Origin of the sequence: Chitinophaga rhizosphaerae (genome assembly GCF_003958645.1) — a bacterium.
In the GTDB taxonomy this organism is placed as follows: Bacteria; Bacteroidota; Bacteroidia; order Chitinophagales; family Chitinophagaceae; genus Chitinophaga; species Chitinophaga rhizosphaerae.
This window is the reverse complement of record NZ_RXLO01000026.1, coordinates 1-3,369: the sequence shown is the minus strand read 5'-3', so window position 1 is coordinate 3,369 and position 3,369 is coordinate 1. Positions and strand designations below refer to the sequence as shown.

At 48.5% G+C, this 3,369-nt stretch carries 2 rRNA genes; both read left to right on the top strand.

What is annotated here, in order from left to right:
• Positions 1 to 215 precede the first annotated feature (215 nt).
• Positions 216 to 3,098, top strand: a 23S ribosomal RNA gene (locus EJ361_RS25465).
• 146 nt (positions 3,099 to 3,244) lie between these two features.
• Positions 3,245 to 3,356: ribosomal RNA gene (gene rrf, locus EJ361_RS25460) — 5S ribosomal RNA — on the top strand.
• Positions 3,357 to 3,369 lie beyond the last annotated feature (13 nt).

Genomic DNA, 3,369 nt, shown 5'->3' with positions numbered 1-3,369 from the left:
AAGTTCTTTACAAAAATGATGTTGAATACGGGAAGGTTGCGAGGGCAACCGGAAAGTAGTTCTGAAGGTTCGTAGCCTTGACATTGACAAAAGTTTTTCAGCGTTCGGTGTAAATACCGTGGTATCATAGTAATTATGAAGCTGGCTGAAGAAAAGTTCTTTGACATATTGGGAAACAAGTTGTAAAACACGCGAGTGTTTAAATACTTAAGATTTTTAAAGCGAATAAGGGCGCATGGTGAATGCCTAGGCTCTAGGAGGCGACGAAGGACGTGGTAAGCTGCGATAAGCTACGGGGAGCTGCAAACGAGCGATATATCCGTAGATTTCCGAATGGGACAACCCAGCACACTGAAGGTGTGTTATCCGCAAGGAGGCCAACGCAGGGAACTGAAACATCTAAGTACCTGCAGGAAAAGAAAATAAATTAATGATTCCCTAAGTAGTGGCGAGCGAACGGGGAAGAGCCCAAACCGGGGCGGCGTGCTGCCCCGGGGTTGTAGGACCGCATTTAGAAAGTCGCATCAAGTTGAATCATCTGGAAAGATGAGCCATAGCAGGTGATAGCCCTGTAGGCGTAAATTGCGATGGACGAGCGGTATCCTGAGTAGCGCGGGACCGGAGGAATCCTGTGTGAAACTGCCAGCACCATCTGGTAAGGCTAAATACTCCCTAGAGACCGATAGTGAACCAGTACCGTAAGGGAAAGGTGAAAAGTACTCCGAACAGGAGAGTGAAATAGTACCTGAAACCGTGCGCCTACAAGCGGTCGGAGCCTGGCAACGGGTGACGGCGTGCCTTTTGCATAATGAGCCTACGAGTTACTCCTCACTGGCGAGGTTAAGTTCTTCAGTAACGGAGCCGCAGCGAAAGCGAGTCCTAACAGGGCGTATAGTCAGTGGGGGTAGACGCGAAACTTTGTGATCTATCCATGGGCAGGTTGAAGGTTTGGTAACACAAACTGGAGGACCGAACCCATTAGCGTTGAAAAGCTATGGGATGACCTGTGGATAGGGGTGAAAGGCCAATCAAACTGAGAGATAGCTCGTTCTCCCCGAAATGTTTTTAGGAACAGCCTCGTATAACAGACGTATCATAGAGGTAGAGCTACTAATTGGGCTAGGGGGCTTCACCGCCTACCAAACCCTAATAAACTCCGAATGCTATGATATATCTACGGGAGTGAGGCTGTGGGCGCTAAGGTCCATGGCCGAGAGGGAAATAACCCAGATTAACAGCTAAGGTCCCTAAGTGTATGTTAAGTTGAACAAACGCAGTTCAAACCCTAAAACAGCCAGGATGTTGGCTTGGAAGCAGCCATTCATTTAAAGAGTGCGTAACAGCTCACTGGTCGAGGGTTTGGGCACGGAAAATAATCGGGCATCAAACATACTACCGAAGCTTTAGGATCCCCACCAGGTGGGTGATCGGTAGGGGAGCATTCTGTACTGCATCGAAGGTGTACCGCGAGGTATGCTGGAGCGTACAGAAAAGAAAATGTAGGCATAAGTAACGATAAAAAAGATGAAAAATCTTTTCGCCGTAAGACTAAGGGTTCCTGATCAACGCTAATCGGATCAGGGTTAGTCGGGTCCTTAGGCAAAGCCGAAAGGCGTAGCTGATGGCAAACTGGTGAATATTCCAGTACCTGCTATAATTTCGATGGGGTAACGGAGTAGTGAAAGGACTGCGCACTTACGGAATAGTGCGTTAAAGGGTGTAGGTATACCCTGGGTAGGAAAATCCGCCCGGGGTGCTGAACCTGATAGTACACAGAAGCTTCGGCTGAAGTGATAATGTCCCTAATCAGACTTCCAAGAAAAACCTCTAAGGTTAGGTTATAGCAGCCCGTACCGTAAACCGACACAGGTAGTCGAGGAGAATATCCTAAGGCGCTCGAGTGATCCATGGTAAAGGAACTAGGCAAATTGACGCTGTAACTTCGGGATAAGGCGTACCACAGTGATGTGGTCTCAGTAAAATGGTCCAACCAACTGTTTAACAAAAACACAGGGCCCTGCAAAATCGAAAGATGAAGTATAGAGCCTGATACCTGCCCGGTGCTGGAAGGTTAAGGAAGGGTGTTCGTAGCAATACAAAGCTCCTGACTGAAGCCCCAGTAAACGGCGGCCGTAACTATAACGGTCCTAAGGTAGCGAAATTCCTTGTCGGGTAAGTTCCGACCTGCACGAATGGTCTAATGAGTTGGACACTGTCTCTACCATGAGCTCGGTGAAATTGTAGTATCGGTGAAGATGCCGGTTAATCGCAACGGGACGGAAAGACCCCGTGAACCTTCACTACAACTTAACATTGATTTTGAGTGCCAGATGTGTAGGATAGTTGGGAGACTATGAAGCGGCTTCGCCAGGAGTCGTGGAGTCAACGTTGAAATACCAACCTTCTGTTACTTAGAGTCTAACCCGGGAAACTGGGGACATTGTTTGGTGGGTAGTTTGACTGGGGTGGTCGCCTCCTAAAAAGTAACGGAGGCTCGCAAAGGTACCCTCAGTACGGTTGGTAATCGTACGCAGAGCGCATTAGTAAAAGGGTGCTTGACTGTGAGGCAGACAAGCCGAGCAGGTGCGAAAGCAGGCTAAAGTGATCCGGTGGTTCTGTATGGAAGGGCCATCGCTCAAAGGATAAAAGGTACTCCGGGGATAACAGGCTGATCTCCCCCAAGAGCTCATATCGACGGGGAGGTTTGGCACCTCGATGTCGGTTCGTCACATCCTGGGGCTGGAGAAGGTCCCAAGGGTTCGGCTGTTCGCCGATTAAAGTGGCACGTGAACTGGGTTCAGAACGTCGCAAGACAGTTCGGTCCCTATCTGTTGTGATCGTTAGTAAATTGAGAGGACATGACCTTAGTACGAGAGGACCGGGTCGTACGTACCGCTGGTGTATCTGTTGTGCCGCCAGGTGCAGTGCAGAGTAGCTATGTACGGGCAAGATAAACGCTGAAAGCATCTAAGCGTGAAACTTACCTCAAGATGAGTTTACTTTTAAGGGCCGTCGAAGACGACGACGTTGATAGGCTACAGGTGTACAGGTGGTAACATCAAAGCCGAGTAGTACTAATTGCCCGTAAGCTTTAATTTTATTTTACACTCTGATCCGGATCTGACGCAAGTCAGGTAAGGAGCGAGTTTTACAACTTCCCGATATGTAAATTTATTAGTAGTAAGATACTGGCAGAGCAATGCAGTTGAAAGCATCAACGAAGCAAAGCCGAGCCTCAAGATCTTATGGTGGTTTTGCCGAGGGTGTTCACCTCTTCCCATTCCGAACAGAGAAGTTAAGCCCCTCATGGCCGATGGTACTGCACTATCATGCGGGAGAGTAGGTAGCTGCCATATTTATTGGAAAAAG